The organism is Kribbella solani (assembly GCF_014205295.1).
In the GTDB taxonomy this organism is placed as follows: domain Bacteria; phylum Actinomycetota; class Actinomycetes; order Propionibacteriales; family Kribbellaceae; genus Kribbella; species Kribbella solani.
Genome location: NZ_JACHNF010000001.1, coordinates 588,965 through 602,021 on the forward strand (window position 1 = coordinate 588,965; position 13,057 = coordinate 602,021).

Annotated in this window: 16 protein-coding genes; 14 read left to right on the top strand and 2 right to left on the bottom strand. The window is 67.1% G+C overall.

The annotated features are described in order from the left end of the window. The first annotated feature begins 132 nt into the window (after window positions 1-132). The 10 genes from HDA44_RS02725 (at window position 133) to HDA44_RS36895 (ending at window position 8,330) form a co-directional block, all read left to right on the top strand. Window positions 133-330: a hypothetical protein gene (locus HDA44_RS02725; RefSeq protein ID WP_184831029.1), complete on the top strand. Its 198-nt coding sequence runs from the start codon at window positions 133-135 to the stop codon at window positions 328-330. Between the two features lie 7 nt (window positions 331-337). After that, on the top strand, window positions 338-730 hold the full coding sequence (locus HDA44_RS02730; protein WP_184831030.1) for a VOC family protein: 393 nt from the start codon (window positions 338-340) through the stop codon (window positions 728-730). A 128-nt stretch (window positions 731-858) separates the two neighbouring features. Further along, window positions 859-3,711 (top strand): FtsK/SpoIIIE domain-containing protein, encoded by a 2,853-nt coding sequence (locus HDA44_RS02735; RefSeq protein ID WP_337905601.1) that lies wholly within the window; start codon window positions 859-861, stop codon window positions 3,709-3,711. Next, window positions 3,708-4,385 carry a hypothetical protein gene (locus HDA44_RS02740; protein WP_184831031.1) on the top strand — a complete coding sequence of 226 codons (678 nt, stop codon included), beginning with the start codon at window positions 3,708-3,710 and terminating at the stop codon, window positions 4,383-4,385. Before HDA44_RS02735 ends, HDA44_RS02740 begins: the two co-directional genes overlap by 4 nt. A 17-nt stretch (window positions 4,386-4,402) precedes the next feature. Beyond that, window positions 4,403-4,663 (top strand): hypothetical protein, encoded by a 261-nt coding sequence (locus HDA44_RS02745; protein ID WP_184831033.1) that lies wholly within the window; start codon window positions 4,403-4,405, stop codon window positions 4,661-4,663. 46 nt (window positions 4,664-4,709) lie between these two features. Continuing rightward, the gene (locus tag HDA44_RS02750; protein WP_184831035.1) at window positions 4,710-5,996 is read left to right on the top strand and encodes a hypothetical protein; all 1,287 of its coding nucleotides are present in this window, start codon (window positions 4,710-4,712) and stop codon (window positions 5,994-5,996) included. Beyond that, the gene (locus HDA44_RS02755; protein WP_184831037.1) at window positions 5,996-6,481 is read left to right on the top strand and encodes a hypothetical protein; all 486 of its coding nucleotides are present in this window, start codon (window positions 5,996-5,998) and stop codon (window positions 6,479-6,481) included. The genes HDA44_RS02750 and HDA44_RS02755 overlap by 1 nt, the downstream gene beginning before the upstream one ends. A gap of 56 nt (window positions 6,482-6,537) precedes the next feature. Next, window positions 6,538-6,999 carry a hypothetical protein gene (locus HDA44_RS02760; protein ID WP_184831039.1) on the top strand — a complete coding sequence of 154 codons (462 nt, stop codon included), beginning with the start codon at window positions 6,538-6,540 and terminating at the stop codon, window positions 6,997-6,999. Window positions 7,000-7,470: 471 nt separating this feature from the next. Continuing rightward, the gene (locus tag HDA44_RS02765; protein WP_184831041.1) at window positions 7,471-7,716 is read left to right on the top strand and encodes a hypothetical protein; all 246 of its coding nucleotides are present in this window, start codon (window positions 7,471-7,473) and stop codon (window positions 7,714-7,716) included. Then, window positions 7,713-8,330 carry a hypothetical protein gene (locus HDA44_RS36895; RefSeq protein WP_238352343.1) on the top strand — a complete coding sequence of 206 codons (618 nt, stop codon included), beginning with the start codon at window positions 7,713-7,715 and terminating at the stop codon, window positions 8,328-8,330. The genes HDA44_RS02765 and HDA44_RS36895 overlap by 4 nt, the downstream gene beginning before the upstream one ends. 137 nt (window positions 8,331-8,467) lie before the next feature. On the opposite strand, the gene HDA44_RS02775 is transcribed toward HDA44_RS36895, so the two are convergent. Then, window positions 8,468-8,779, bottom strand: coding sequence for a hypothetical protein (locus tag HDA44_RS02775; protein ID WP_184831043.1), 312 nt, complete (start codon window positions 8,777-8,779; stop codon window positions 8,468-8,470). Between the two features lie 283 nt (window positions 8,780-9,062). Here HDA44_RS02775 and HDA44_RS02780 point away from each other — a divergent pair, with 283 nt between their 5' ends. Together HDA44_RS02780 and HDA44_RS02785 are read left to right on the top strand one after the other, a co-directional pair. Beyond that, on the top strand, window positions 9,063-10,052 hold the full coding sequence (locus tag HDA44_RS02780) for a Rossmann-fold NAD(P)-binding domain-containing protein (RefSeq protein ID WP_184831045.1): 990 nt from the start codon (window positions 9,063-9,065) through the stop codon (window positions 10,050-10,052). Between the two features lie 73 nt (window positions 10,053-10,125). After that, window positions 10,126-10,617 carry a metallophosphoesterase family protein gene (locus HDA44_RS02785; protein ID WP_184831047.1) on the top strand — a complete coding sequence of 164 codons (492 nt, stop codon included), beginning with the start codon at window positions 10,126-10,128 and terminating at the stop codon, window positions 10,615-10,617. A gap of 186 nt (window positions 10,618-10,803) precedes the next feature. On the opposite strand, the gene HDA44_RS02790 is transcribed toward HDA44_RS02785, so the two are convergent. Further along, window positions 10,804-10,959 carry a hypothetical protein gene (locus tag HDA44_RS02790; protein ID WP_166677970.1) on the bottom strand — a complete coding sequence of 52 codons (156 nt, stop codon included), beginning with the start codon at window positions 10,957-10,959 and terminating at the stop codon, window positions 10,804-10,806. An 18-nt stretch (window positions 10,960-10,977) separates the two neighbouring features. Here HDA44_RS02790 and HDA44_RS02795 point away from each other — a divergent pair, with 18 nt between their 5' ends. Both HDA44_RS02795 and HDA44_RS02800 read left to right on the top strand, forming a co-directional pair. Continuing rightward, entirely contained in the window at window positions 10,978-11,727 is a 750-nt protein-coding gene (locus tag HDA44_RS02795) for a hypothetical protein (protein WP_337905602.1), read from the top strand. 70 nt (window positions 11,728-11,797) lie between these two features. Continuing rightward, the gene (locus HDA44_RS02800) at window positions 11,798-13,027 is read left to right on the top strand and encodes an exonuclease domain-containing protein (RefSeq protein ID WP_184831048.1); all 1,230 of its coding nucleotides are present in this window, start codon (window positions 11,798-11,800) and stop codon (window positions 13,025-13,027) included. Window positions 13,028-13,057: the final 30 nt, after the last annotated feature.

The window sequence follows — 13,057 nt, forward strand, 5'->3', positions numbered from 1 at the left end:
CGTCCTTCGCCCGTTCTCGTTGGTCCTTCGACTGTCATCGCAGACGGTAGACCCTGCCACGGACAAAAAGATGACCGGGCGCGAAACGCCAAGGTTTCTGCGCGTCCGACGGACGGCTCGGACAATGAAGGAATGACCAGGGAGACGAGGATCGCGCGAGTGCTGCTCGTGCTTGTCTTCGCGCCCGCGGGCGGTCTGTTCGGCAAGGCCGTCGCCGAGGCCGCGCAGGTCCGGCCGTGGTGGCCGTGGCTGCTCGCGGCGGTGGTCTGGCTGCTGATTTCCGGCGCGATCTCGATGGCCGTGTCGAACCATTCCGACGAGCACAGATAATGCTCCGATGGCTGCCGCGGTGCATCACGTCGAGATCTGGGTTCCGGACCTGTCCCGGGCCGTCGCGAGTTGGGGCTGGGTACTCAACCGGATGGGCTGGAAGGACGGTGACGGCTGGCCCGGCGGGATGACCTGGACGGCGCCGGACGGCAGCTACCTGGTGGTCGAGCAGAGCCCGGCGATGTCGGCCGGCGAGCACGACCGGATGCGGCCGGGGATGAACCACCTCGCGCTGAACGCGGCGGACCGGGCCGAGCTGGACGGGATCGTCGCCGAGGCGGCCGGGCACGGCTGGACGCTGATGTTCGCCGACCGGCACCCGTACGCCGGCGGGCCGCAGCACTACGCCGCCTTCCTGCACGACAGCGACGGGTACGAGCTGGAGATCGTCGCCGAATAGGTCGTGAGACTACCGATGCCTGGAGTGACGGATGGGGCTCCTGGTGTGACATTGTTGGACAAGGCAGTTCGCTGGTGGTTCGCAGGCAATCGATACGGTCGCGGGGCAAGGGTGAAAGGGCGGTGCTCGTGACGGAGAAGCCTGACGGGGCAGGTATGCCCGGATCGGCTTCGCGCTCCGCGCGTGAGGGAGGCACAGCGCGCTCCGCGCGTGAGGGAGAGACAGCGCGCTCCGCGCCGAAGACAGCTGCCGACCCAGCCGCGGATCACAACGCCGGTGCCGCGCCGGAGGTGCTGGAAGCACGGATTCGCGGCCTGCAGCATGCCTTGGGACAACTGCTGGAGAACGCGCGCCGGCTGACGCACGGCGAGCACCAGCGCGCGGTCCAGCTGCACCGGCAGATGCAGGAGCAGACGGCGATCGCCCGCCGCGAGTCACGGGCGCTGGTCGACGCGAAGACGGCTGAGGCGATGTCCGAGGCGGAGCCGAAGGCGCGGTTGCTGGCCGATCGGCTCGCGCCTGGTCTGGCATCGATCCCGCCGAACGACGCGCGCTGGCGATCCCGGCAACTCGTCGGCGCGGGCGTCCCGGCGTACGTACGCGTCGGTGAACTGGACGCCGGTACGCCAGTGGTCGCGCCGCTGCTGCGGACGAACGGCTGGAAGGTCACCTCCAACCGCAACGAGTCCGCGCGCCTGCTGTTGCAGAGCGTCGCGCTGCGGCTGATCGCAGCTGCCGAACCGTTCCGGCTGCGGATCGACGCGTTCGATCCGCGACTGACCGGGATGATGGGGCTGCTCGGTCACCTGACCACGAAGTACCCGCAACTGGTGCCCAGGGCAACGCACACCGCGGAGCAGCTGCACACTGTGCTGTCCGGACTGGTTGATGTGTCGTCGCTGCGTGCCAGTCGGCAGGCGCAGCTGGGGCACGAGCGGTTCGAGGACCTACTGAAGGAGACCAGTCAGGTTACCGACCCGTACCGGCTGGTCATCTTGTTCGACTACCCGTTCGGCATCGACACGCTCGCCCAGCGGGACCTGCTCCGGCTCGCGGCGACCGCCGGTAAACGCGGTATCTGCTTCCTAGTGCACTACGACGCGTCGACTGCGGCTGAGCTGGATGTGGACTCCAAGCAGCTGCTGGAGCTGCTGGACGCGGTTGTCGTCAGCAATGACCGCGTGGAGATCGCGCAACTGCCACCGGCGAAGCTGGACCCGCCGTTCGACGCGACCGTTGCTACTGGCATTTGTGACGTGATCGCTGAGCAGGCAGAGCTCGCTGTACTCCCGACCGTCGACTTCGAACGTACGCTGCCGGACCGCTCTACCTGGTGGCGACCTGTCAAGGACGAGATCGGCACAGTGATCGGGTACGACGACCGTACGCCCGCGCTCGTCCGGCTGCGCAGCGGGAACCCGGCGCTGCCGCACGTGCTGGTCGGTGGTGCAGTAGGTCAGGGCAAGTCGAACCTACTACTGGTCCTGATCCACGGTCTGGCTGCGCGCTACGCGCCAAAGGACCTGGAGATGTACCTACTCGACTTCAAGCACGGAGTGGAGTTCTCAGCGCTCGGGCCGGGGCCGGAGCGGCCGCACTGGCTGCCACAGGTGCGGGTGCTTGGAGTACACAGCGACCGCGCGTTCGGTCTGGCAGTACTACGGCACCTGTCCGACGAGCTGGCGCGGCGCAGTGAGGTCTTCAAGTCGCATGGGAACGTCGCGGACATCGCGGAGCTTCCACCAGGTCCAGAGCGGCCGCCGCGGGTCCTGGTCGTACTGGATGAGTTCCAGGTGCTGCTGGAAGACGATGACGAGCTGGCGGACGAGGCCGCGAAGCTGTTGGAGCGGTTGGTACGACTGGGGCGTGCGTACGGCGTACACGTCGTGCTGGCGACGCAGACCATCGAGGGCGTGAAACGGCTGTCGACCCGGCGGGACGCGATCTTCGGACAGGTGCCGTACCGGATCGCGCTGAAGACGACACCGGCCGACTCACAGGCCATTCTGCGCAGTGGGAACACAGCGGCGGCCGAGCTGCAGTTCCGGGGCGAGGCAGTACTCAACGCGAACTTCGGTTCACCGGATGACAACCAGCACGTACTGGTGAGCTTCGCTGACAAGCCAGTGCTGGACTCGCTGCGACGGGAGCTGTGGGAGACAGCAGGCGACGTACGGCCGCCGCGCGTGTTCCATCTGGCCGAGCCGGCGCGGCTGACGGACACGGCGGCCGCGGTGCGGTCCGAGACTGGTCGGCCGTGGACCGGACTGCCGATCGCGGTGACCGAAGAGCCGGTGCAGATCGAGGTACGGCCGGAGCCCGGCGCCGGCGTGCTTGTGCTGGGCGACGGCCTGGTCGATGCGCTCGGCGTACTGACCGGGCTGGCTGTTTCGACAGCAGCTGCTGCGGTGGAGCCACCGCGGTTCGTGTTCATCGACGGGACCAACTCCGCGCCCGCGGTTGCTGAAGGCAAAGATGCGCTGGTGCAGGTGTTGCGGCAGTTGGGCTGTGAAGTCGAAACAGTGGACAAGCACGACGACATCGCGCCCCGGCTGTTCTCGCTGCGCGATGCACTTCGTACCGGACAGGCCGGGAACACTTACCTACTCGGGTTCGGCTTCCATGGCATACCGCGGATGCAGGTACACGCGGAGGGGTTCTTCGAGAGCCCGGCGAACGCGCTGCAGGAGATCGTCCGCGACGGTCCGGCCCAGGGGCTCATCACCTTCGGGTGGTGGAACCGGTTGCATGTCTGCACGGAACAGCTCGGGTACGGGCGCGCCAACGTCGCGACGCACTTGTTCCTACGGCATCCACAGGACGGCGTACGCGCAGTGGCCGGTCCGCTGGTGCGCTGGGCGTCGGAACCGCACCGGGGTCTGTTGTGGGACGGCCTGCATCCGGAAGCGCAGGTGGTTGTACCGTTCGCTGCGTTGCGGCCGGACGAGGTGGAGCGTGCGGTGGAGCTGGTACGGCGATGAAAACGGAAGAACAGCTGTGGAACGAGTACACGCGCGCTTTGCGTACCGTCGCGATGGCCAGAGCCGATGCGCAACAGACGCAGGACCGGTTGACCGCACACAAGACGAAGGCCGAGGCGACTGCAGCGGCCGAAGCTGATGCGATGGCGGAGCGCGGACAGAAGCTACAGACCCGGCTGAACGCACTGGCCGAGAAGGCCGCCGCCAGTCTGCAGCGAGCCGGACTGCCGGCTGACGGCAAGCGGGCCAACCACACGCTGCCGGAGATCCGGGCACTGAACGACATCGAGACCGTCGCCGCGCGGATCACCAAACAGCTGGCCGAAACAGTTGACCAGCTGGAACAGGTCCGGACGACTGCGCGGACCCTCCAAGAACAGCGGCAGCGGCGTACCATCAGCGCGGTCCTGGCGCTGGCCGGGTTCATTCTGGTGTGGGCGATCAGCAGGTCGTTCCTGGTCGCGGTCGAGGCCACGGCGATCGCGGCAGTGACGATGCTCGCCGCGTCGCGGGTGCTCGGCCTGCCGCGGCTGCCCGGCGCGCGCTGGTGGGGCTGGGGCGGTGCGGCGCTGGTGTTCGTCCTGATGGCCGCCGGTCTGCCGTGGTGGCTGGCCATCGCGGTACCGGTCGTGGTGGCGGGTACTGCAATCGTGCTGCCGAAGAAGCGCAACTAGTTTGGGAGTGGGTTGAGGTGTCCGACGTACAGCGGCTCAAGGAACAGCTGCACCAGGTCTCGATGGAGGCCAAGCAGGCAGCCGGTGGGCTGGCCGGGTTCAAACTCCGGTTCACCCAGCACAGCCAGCTGGTGGAGAGCCTGATCGCCGGCACCGCGACCGGCATCGACCGCGACATCACCGAGATCCTCGAAGCCGCCGGCAAAGCAGTCGAACAAGCCGCCGAGGCCCTGGAGATCGCCTCCGCCGGCTGCAAGAACTACGCCGACCAGATCTGACATGACGCCCTGGCCGGGTTTGCGCTGAGTACGCGGGGGTGTATTGATGCCGTCGGAGTTGCAGCGGGTCGCCCGCGGGTTGGTCGACTGTTTCGACGAGATCCCGCGCGTGGTCGAACACTTGCAGCGGACCGCCGTACGCTGCCGTGAAAACGCGCAACTCGCGCTGAGCGCGTCCCAGGGCCAGGCAACTGTCGCCGCCCAGCAACTCGACGCCGCCGCCCGCGCCTGCGAGGCCGCCGCGCACTACCTCTCGATGGCCCCACCCAAAGCCCGCGGCTGGGCCGAAGGCCTGGTCGGCGCCGCCGGCCCCGCCACAAACCGCCCCGCCGCCAACTCGGCCGACCGCAACAAAGCAACCGGCGGCACCGGCGACGCCCCCACCCGCGACTCCCAGGGCCGCACCAAGCGCCTCACCGCAACGTACGAGGACCTGGAACTCGAAGAAGACGACGAACCACCAGTCATCACCGTCGCCCGCAAAGCCTTCGAAAAATACCGCAAAGCCCACGAAAAAGACAACGAAGAAGACGACGACGACCGCCGCGAGAACGAAGACCTCCTCGAATTCGAAATAACCATCACCGAACACGACGAAATAAAATACGAGGAACGCAACCAAAAAGAAGAAGACCAACGCGAGTCCCGCCTCACCACCGACCACGCCCTCACCCCCGACCCAGCCCTCACCAAAGCTATCCAAACCCTCCTGGACTCAATGGCCAAAACCACCCCCGAACAATGGAACCAAGCCACCCTCACCATCACCCCCACCCACCTCCAAGCCACCTTCGACTACGCAGACAACCCCCCACTGGCCCCAATCACAACAGAAATCCACCCCTCGGACCTCAAGACACCAGAAGCCCTCGACTTCGACCCAGCCTTCGACTCACGTCCGCTGGAGCTCCGATTCAGCCCCGGGGTCTTCGACCCGGTCGGCTCCTTCAACCCTGAGGAGCGAGCGATTGCTGACCGACTTGCAGAGGAGGGCTGGCGCGTCGACGCGAGGCTTGCGGATCACAGTCAGGACAGGGTCGCGAATCCGGACAGCATGGTGCGGAAGGCCAGTGACGTGGCCGGTGTGGTGTTCGAGTTCAAGACGCCGAAGAGCGCTAGTTCAAACGCGATCAAAAGGAATATCCATGAGGCCACAGAACAGGCCGGCGAGCACAGCGAAATCCTGATCGACGGCAGGCCTGTCGGCCTGACCGAAGACGTCGCCTGGAGGTCATATCGCAGGGCCTGCGGCCAGCCGGGTGGAATAGTTGCCGACCATGTCCACGTCATCCTCGGTGACGGGCGCCTGATCACGTATACGAAGGAGCACTGATGGCGAACAGTGACACGATTTTTCTGGCTGGGCGTGAGTCGCTTGATGTGTTGGTGGGGTGGTTGGTGGGTGTCCTCGCGTTGGAGTCGGTGGATGATCCGGAGTTGCGGGCGGGGCAGTTCTTTTTGCGGGGGTCGGCTCGTACGGTCGATGGGCGGGTGTTGTTGGTGGTGGGGCCGAATGTTTATGGTGCGGAGGATCCGGAGCCGAGGGATGTTTCGGCGATCGATCGGTACTCGGGTGTGATTTCGGTGCGTGTCGCGGGTTCGAGGAATGAGGCGACGCAGGCGGGGGAGGCGCGGGCGATCTTCGATGAGCTGGTGGCATCAGAGCCGTCGGTTGCGCTTGTACTGGCGCAGGCGATGTCCTGGATCGTCGCGGCGTATCTCCCGGGCGCTGGGGCGCATGTCTTCCCTCCCGAAACCTCCCTCGACGTAGAGGACATCGAATCCTGGCGACCGTGGGTGCCGGACGAACACGTCTGATTACAGGGCAATGCAGCATTCGTCGATGCGAAAGCTCAGTGCATGAAGGAGTCGTGATGGCGGATAGTGATCAGGTGTTTGTGGTGTTGGAGGGGGGATTGGAGGTTGCGGCCGGGCGGGTGGCTGAGGTGCTTGGGCTGGAGTTGGTGGGTGATTTGAGGGATAAGACGGGGGAGTTGCAGTACAAGGGCCGGGCGCGGTCGTTCGATGGGGTTGTCGGGGTGTATGTGGGGTTGAACGAGTACTTGCCTGATGCGGGTGAGACGCAGGCGATGGATCGGTATCCGGTTGTTGTGGATGTGCAGTCGCGGGTGCGAAAGGACGCGCAGGCTGAGGAGGCTCGGCTGGCGTTCGAGGTACTGACGGATGCGCTCGCTGACGTACCGGCATTGTTGTCTCACAATGTCGAGTTCCTGGTCGCGGCGTACCTACCGGGTCGTGGTGCGCATACCTTCGAGGCCGATATCACCCTGGACGAGCCAGACCGCCCCACCTGGGAGCCATGGGTCGTCACCTAACGCTTCGCACTGGGCGTCTCGATCAAGGAGCAATGACGTCGACCGATGACAGTATTTTCCTCGCCGGCAGTGATGCGTTGGGGGAGGTGGCCGGGTGCGGCGCTGGGGTTGGAGCGCGTTGACGACCCGGAGTCGAAGGAAGGCGCGTTTCGCCGGTCACCCCGACGCGGAGGGTCTCGGCGGCTGGCGGCCCTGGGTGTGGACTCGCGGCGGCTGAGTGCGGGGCTGGTGGCGGTGGGGCAGGTTGTGTGGGCGCTGGCTGTTGTAGGGCGGTGGCGGGCTAAGGAGCCGTCAGGGGGCGGGTGGTTTACGGATTGTGAGGAAGTTTGGGAAACGGCGTCATGAAGACGGTTGGCGTGCGTCACTTCCTGTGAACCCATCCCCACAGGGAAGTGGAAGTGATTGACGTGAAGGGTTGTCTTGCGAGGTCGCTGATGGGAAACGGTGCGCTGCGGTTTCGGGTGCATTGAGATGGCCGACGGTGGTGATCCTGGGCCGGGCCTGGTCCGGGTTGAGCGTCGTCGGGTACGGGTCTGGTTCGGGGACCATCTGGTTGCCGATTACCGGGCCGAGGCTGAGTTGGCGGAGCGGTACGCGGCCGCCATGTCGCGCAGGTTTGCCGGGTTGCGGGTGACTACCGACCCGGTACCGGACCACGATCCGGGGCCCGAACGGGCGTTGCCGGGGGAGCGGTTGTGGGAGGTGGCGCCGAAATGAGTTCCCGTCGGTTTCGGTTGATCCGGCACCAGGACGTTTCCGGCGTCAGCGGTACGGGGCCGGTCGCGGAAGGGGTGCAGTTCAGCGACGGCGCGGTCGCGTTGCGCTGGTACGGGGACTATCCGACCACGACCGTGTGGGACGGCATCGAGTCGGTCGTCGCGATCCACGGGCACGGAGGGGCGACCGTGATCGAGTGGATGGACCCGGAGGCAGGCCCCGACCCGGACCTGGAGCTGCCGCCGCCGGAGTCCCTACCACCGAAGCCCTGGCCGGATCTGCACTCCTCCGAGCCACCTGACCCCGATCACCTGGGCGGATCGGCAGCACCGGACCGGACCGACTCACCAGGCCGGCACGCCAGATCCGAGGCACAGGATCACCAGAACAGCTCTGAGCCATCAGACCACCAGAACAGCTCTGAGCCACCAGGTCACCAGCACGGGCCGGCTCCCGACTCCACGCTTCCGACGAACCAGTCATCGGCACGCCTGTCCACCAGCAACTACGGCATCGCGCCGCAGGACCCCGACCCGTTGCACTCCGACGGGGAGGCAGGGGCGTACGGCGCGGCGCCGCCGTCCGGCTGGTCGTCGTACCGCGTGTTCCGTTGACCCCCTGATCCGGCGTACCGGTTCCGAACCCCCTCGCGGAGCCGGTGCGCCGACCACAGGTGCGGCGTACGCCTGGGCGAGCCGGTGTACGCCGCACCTGACCGCCGCGACCACACCAGCCCGTAGCTGATGGCTACTCAGGAGTAGTTCATCACCGCCACCAGGTCGAGGTTGTAGAAGGTCCCGGGCCCGTCGCACAGCTCCATCATCCGAGCCGAGAACTCACTCGTGTCGGACCGGCCGGAGTTCTCCATGGCCTCCTCGTACGACCCGAACTCGACGATCGCGAAGTACCTGCCGGGTACGTCCCGGTCGGCGCATGCGGTGGTACGAACCGGTGCAGGTCCGTCGTTCGCGGCCACCCGCTTCGCCCGGAACTCCTCCATCAGTGTCGCGATCTCGTCCGGTTTCGACGTCCGGTACTCGATGATCTGAACGAAACCAGTCATCTCTTCCCCCTGGGTTCACGGACGCCCGCTCTTGGCCGTGTCTGATAGACACCCCCAGGCATCCACTGCTTCGACAGTGCGCCCGGATCGCCTGCCTGACAAGGCCTCGGCCCCGGTGGTGACCGGGCGCGGGCACCGCTTCACCCGCCGTCGCCGCCGGTCCGCCGGCAGTCCGCCGAGATGGTTGCCGAGATGGCCGCCGAGGTGATCGCCGAGATGCTCGCTGTCTGCCCTCGGCAGAGGTGCTTGGGAATTGTCGGTGCGGCCTGATTGGCTTGCGGGCATGGAGATTCTGATCCTCGGTGGGACGGCGTGGCTCGGGCGCGAGATCGCGGCGCAGGCGCTGGCGCGTGGGCATTCGGTGACTTGTGTGGCGCGGGGCGAGAGCGGTGAGGTCGCGGCGGGCGCGACGCTGGTGGCCGCGGATCGCAGCCGGCCGGATGCGTACGATGCGGTGCCGGTCCGCGAGTGGGATGCGGTGTTCGAGGTGTCGTGGCAACCGGGGTTCGTGAAGGGCGCGCTGGCCGCGTTCGGCGCGCGGGCCAAGCACTGGACGTACGTGTCGTCGGGGAATGCGTACGAGAAGTTCGACACGCCGGGTGCGGACGAGTCCGCCGCGGTGCGTGAGCCGACCGATCAGGATGTGGCCGACAAGGAGCAGTACGGCGAGGCGAAGGTCGCTTGTGAGCTCGCGTCGCGTGAGGTGGTCGGGGATCGGCTGGTGATCGCTCGCGCCGGGCTGATCGGCGGGCCGGGGGATACGAGTGATCGGTCGGGCGCGTGGGTCGCGCGGGCGGCGCGGGCGCCGGAGGACCCGTTGCTCGTACCGGACACACCGGAGCTGGCGTCTTCGGTGATCGACGTACGAGATCTGGCTGCCTGGTTGCTGGACGGCGCGACCGAGGGACGGACCGGGACGTTCGACACGGTCGGTCCGGTGGTGCCGTTCGGTGAGTGGATCGAGTTGGCGCGTGAGGTGGGCGGTCATACCGGTCCGGTGGTGCGCGCGCCGCGGCAGTGGCTGGAGGAGCAGGAGATCAAGCAGTACATGGGTCCGGAATCGCTGGCGATGTGGATCACCGAGCCCGGGTACGAGGGCTGGTCGTCGCGGAGCGGTGCGGCGGCCGCGGCGGCGGGGCTCACGCATCGGCCGCGACGCGAGTTCCTGGCGGATGTGCTCGCGTGGGAGCGGGAGCTCGGGCTGGACCGCGAGCGCCGCGCCGGGCTGAGCGCGGAGAAGGAGAAGGAGTTGATCGAGTCGCTGGGGGCCTAAGGAAGAGTTGGTCGAGTCACTGAAGGCATGAGGAGGAGTTGATCGAGGCGCTGAACGCATAGACAGTGGGCGTATGCGCCTGGTGCTGATCTCGGATACTCATCTGCCGGTGCGGGCGAAGAGGTTGCCGGAGGCGGTTTGGGCTGCGATCGAGCAGGCCGACGTTGTCATCCATGCTGGGGATTGGGTGAGCGTCGCGCTGCTGGACGAGCTCGAGGCGCGGTCGCGGCGGCTGATCGGCTGCTGGGGCAACAACGATGGGGCCGAGCTGCGATCACGGCTGCCCGAAGTGGCGCGGGTGACGCTCGACGGGTTGTCGATCGCCGTCGTGCACGAGACGGGTACGGCGAAAGGCCGCGAAGAGCGCTGCGAGCGGGCGTACCCAGGTGTCGATGCGCTGGTGTTCGGGCACAGCCACATCCCGTGGGACACCACCAGCCCGGGCGGGCTGCGGTTGCTGAACCCAGGATCGCCGACGGATCGCCGCCGGCAGCCGTACTGCACCTACCAGACAGCGACGATCACCGCCGGCCGCCTCGAACAAGTTGCCTTGCACAACCTATAGACGGGTCGTTGCGTAATGCAACAACTGATCCGGCCACAACTGATTCAGCCACACAACTGATTCAGCCAGCCGCCGATTCGGCTGGCGAACTCCGGCTGGCTAACTGACCCGGCCAGGCGAGCGAGGGCAGCGCCGTCCCACCGAGTTACGGCGTGCCCTGCTCACCCGAACCGATCAGTGCCGGGGTCAGGCGTTCGCTGCTTCCTTGACCCGGGTCTTGAGGCGATCGCGGACCTCTTCCGGCGTGTACGCCCGGCGCTTCCGCTCGCCCCGTGCGACCACAACGCCCGTGGCAGCCACGCCGACGAGCCCCGCAAGCCCTACCACCTTCCATACCTTCATGACGACTAACCTAGCGACGTGAACACCCGGATTTCACTGGATGACGCTACGGATCTGACACGAACAGGTGACATTTGGCTGTTCCGGGGCGGTAGCGCGGCGGATCGCGCGATCCAGCTGACCACCAACAGCCCGGTCAACCACGTCGGTATGGCGGTCGTCGTGGAGGACCTCCCGCCGCTGATGTGGCACGCCGAGCTGGGGCGATCGCTGCCGGATATGTGGACAGGGACTCACCATCGCGGCGTACAGCTGCACGACCTGCGCGACGCGGTTCTGGTCTGGGGCCGCAAGTACGGTCAGCACGCGTGGATTCGGCAGCTCGATCACCCGGTCACACGGGAGATGGAGGACGCCGTGCTGCAGACGGTGGCGCGGCTGGACGGTACGCCGTTCCCTTCGACCGCGCGGCTCGCTTCGCGGTGGGTACGCGGCCGGGTGCCGGCGTTCCGGCAGGGCAACCGCGAACTGGAGCTCGAGTCCGCGTACTGCGCGGAGGTGGTCGCGGTGACGTACGAGGCGATGGGACTGCTGCGCGGACGGCGGCCGAACTGGTACGACCCCGGCAGGTTCTGGAGCGGCGACGAGCTTCAGCTGTCGCACGGCGCGCGACTGGGCGCGGAAATCGCGGTGGACCTCCCGCCGGAGACACCGGCCGAGACATCGCCTGGGACACCGCTTGGGGCACCGCCTAGGACTGTCGAGCGGTCGGTTGAGCCGACGGTCGAATCTGGTGGTGAGCAGACGAGCGGGCGGCCGGGCGACTGACGTGACGGAAAGTGTCGGTGGCGTGTGATTGGGTTGTTCCAGTCGGTCAGTAAAGCCGGAGGAGGCCCGGATGTACGCCGTCATCGACACCGAGACGACTGGTCTGTTGCCGAGCCATCGGCACCGGGTCATCGAGATCGCGGTCGTGCTGCTGGACGCACGCGGACAGGTCGAGCGTGAGTGGGTCACGTTGCTGAATCCGCAGCGCGATCTGGGACCGCAGCACATCCACGGCATTCTGACCGCTGACGTGCTGGCGGCGCCCGCGTTCGCCGATGTCGCCGCGCAGCTGGCGGAACTGCTCGCAGGGCGGATGGTTGTCGGGCACAACGTCGAGTTCGATCTCGGGTTCCTGCGGGCGGAGTTCGCGCGGCTCGGGGTGGTCGCGCCGTTGATCACCGAGCGGTCGATGTGCACGATGGCGCTGGCCGGCTACCTGTATCCCGGCGCCAAACGGACGCTGGGCGCGTGCTGCGCGGCGGCCGGGATCTCGATCGAGGGCTGGCATTCGGCGCTCGCCGACACCCGCGCCACGGCGGAGCTGTTCGGCTCGTACCTGAAGGCGTTTCCGTCACCTCCCCCTTGGCAATGGGCGTATGAAGAAGTGCGCCGACTACCCTGGCCAGCCTTGCCGCGTACTGACGTCGCGCCGACTGTCCGGCCGGTGCATGCGGGCGGGCGGCACGGATGGATGAGTCGACTCGTCGACCAGTTGCCGCGCGTACCCGAACCGCCGCAGGCCGACTCGTACTTGGTGTTGCTCGACACGATCCTGGCGAACCGGGAGATCACCGCCGCTGACGCCGACCAGCTGGTGCAGGTCGCGACCGACCTCGGGCTGACGCGATCACAGGTGGAGAGTCTGCACCGGTGGTACGTGTCCGCGCTGGCGACCGCCTCGTACGCGGATGGGACCGTCACGCCGGATCAGCGCAGTGACCTCGACCAGGTCGCGGTGATGCTTGGGCGTGGCGCGGCGGATGTCGACGATGCGCTGATGCGGGTGAGCGGCGGGAAGTACGTCGTACCGGATCGTCCTGGGGCGCGGGGGTTTCCGCCGGGGAGCACGCTGGTGTTCACCGGCGACATGGTCGAGCCGCGCGAGGTGTGGTGGGACCGCGCGGTGGCGGCGGGTTTCGTACCCCAGGAGGCGGTGCGTTCGGAGACCACGTTCGTGGTTGCCGCCGACGTCGACAGCCTGTCGGTCAAGGCTCGAGCGGCGCGGGAGCTCGGTGTCCCGATCATCTCCACTGACGACTTCCGCCGACTACTCCCCGCCCCCGAACGCAAAGCCGGCTGAGGAATGGTTCTTCCAAGGTCGACCGATGTC